Genomic DNA, 1,625 nt, shown 5'->3' with positions numbered 1-1,625 from the left:
ATAGACATAATGACTCCCCACAAGGTGCTAGCCTCCAAATTCGTGGGTTAGTAAAACCAGAGCCATACTTAGTGTGTTAAACAACTAAAACTGGAGACTAGCATGAGTAAACATAGCATAATTTATATTGGTTTAGATACCCATAAAGTATCTACTGAAGTTGCACATATTGAAGACCAGCGTGGCGCAAAAACGGTTCATCAAGGAAAAATTAAAACAACCAAAGCCGCCATCACGAAACTTGCGAGGCAATATCAATCTAAATATCCCAATGCGACATTGCATTTTGTTTATGAAGCAGGTCCCTGTGGCTATTGGATTTACCGACTACTGACGAGCTTAGGTCATTGCTGTTATGTCGTTGCGCCTTCGCTTATCCCTAAAAAGCCAGGGGATAAAGTCAAAACTGATAAACGTGATGCAATGAAGTTGGCCAAACTCCTTAAAGATGAGGAGCTAACCCCAATTTATGTCCCCGAGCCTGAAGACGAAGCGATACGTGATTTATCAAGGGCAAGAGAAACCGCAATGAAAGACTTAAAGGATGCAAAATTCCAACTTAAAGGCCTATTTCTTCGCAACAACATCACCTGCAAAGTGAACGACAATTGGTCAAATCAACATTTACGTTGGCTAACCGAATTAATTTTGCCGCATCCAAGCCAACAAATAGTACTGCAAGAAATGATACAAACCATTACCGAGCGTATTAAGCGCGTAGAGCGGTTGGTTAATGAATTAGCGCATCAAGCAAAATTATGGCGCTATTACCCGGTTGTTCAGGCATTGCAAGCAATGCGAGGTATTCGTTTTTTAGTTGCTGTAGGCACCATTGCAGAGTTAGGTGATTTAAGACGCTTCGACCATCCGAGAAAACTCATGGCTTATTTAGGATTAGTCCCCAAAGAAAACTCAAGTGGCGATAATCGAAAGCAAGGCGGCATCACTAAATGTGGGAATGGCCGAGCACGGAGGTTATTAATTGAAGGGGCTCAAACCTATAAGCACAACGCCAACGTGTCAACCGAGCTACAAAAGCGCCAAGAAGCACTGCCTAAGGTCGTTATTGATGTTGCTTGGAAAGCCCAACTAAGACTTTGCCGACGATACAAACGCCTGATACAACGCGGTAAGCATCGTAATATTGTTGTCGCTGCCATTGCCCGTGAAATGCTCGCGTATATTTGGGCGATATCACGAGAAGTAATATTAGTGCCTGTTGACCCAAGCACGCGTATTTCAAGGGTACCGGCATAATTAAAAAGAAAGCCACAAATAAAGACAACAACATGAAAAAGAGAAAAGATTAAATGAGAAAAAGTTTTGAGTTAGCGCATGGAGTCAAGCATCGGGTGTGGCACAACCACCGAGGGCGTTAGGATGGCAATAGCCTAGCGGCTATTGAACCACGAGCATAGACTGAAATTAGGTGTCACGACGGAAAAAGTAAGGTAGGCGCTGTTAGCCAATAGGTTAATAATCCACGAATATCAGCATGATAACCGACGAAATTACTTGCTTCATTCTATGCGTTAACTCACTCAACTTAAAAAGAGAAAAAATTATGGCTCGAAAAAAAGCAGGATATTTTGCGGTTTAACTTGACGTGGGGAGTCATACCAACG

General features: G+C 42.5%; 1 protein-coding gene. It reads left to right on the top strand.

The window, feature by feature from the left end; translation table 11 throughout:
• Positions 1–102: 102 nt before the first annotated feature.
• Positions 103–1,257, top strand: coding sequence for an IS110 family RNA-guided transposase (locus B6A32_RS19105; protein WP_085306505.1), 1,155 nt, complete (start codon positions 103–105; stop codon positions 1,255–1,257).
• The last annotated feature ends 368 nt before the right edge of the window (positions 1,258–1,625 follow it).

This window comes from Colwellia polaris, from assembly GCF_002104515.1.
GTDB classification, from domain to species: Bacteria; Pseudomonadota; Gammaproteobacteria; order Enterobacterales; family Alteromonadaceae; genus Cognaticolwellia; species Cognaticolwellia polaris.
Note: the sequence above shows the minus strand (reverse complement) of the source record. Positions and strands in the feature narration are given on the sequence as shown.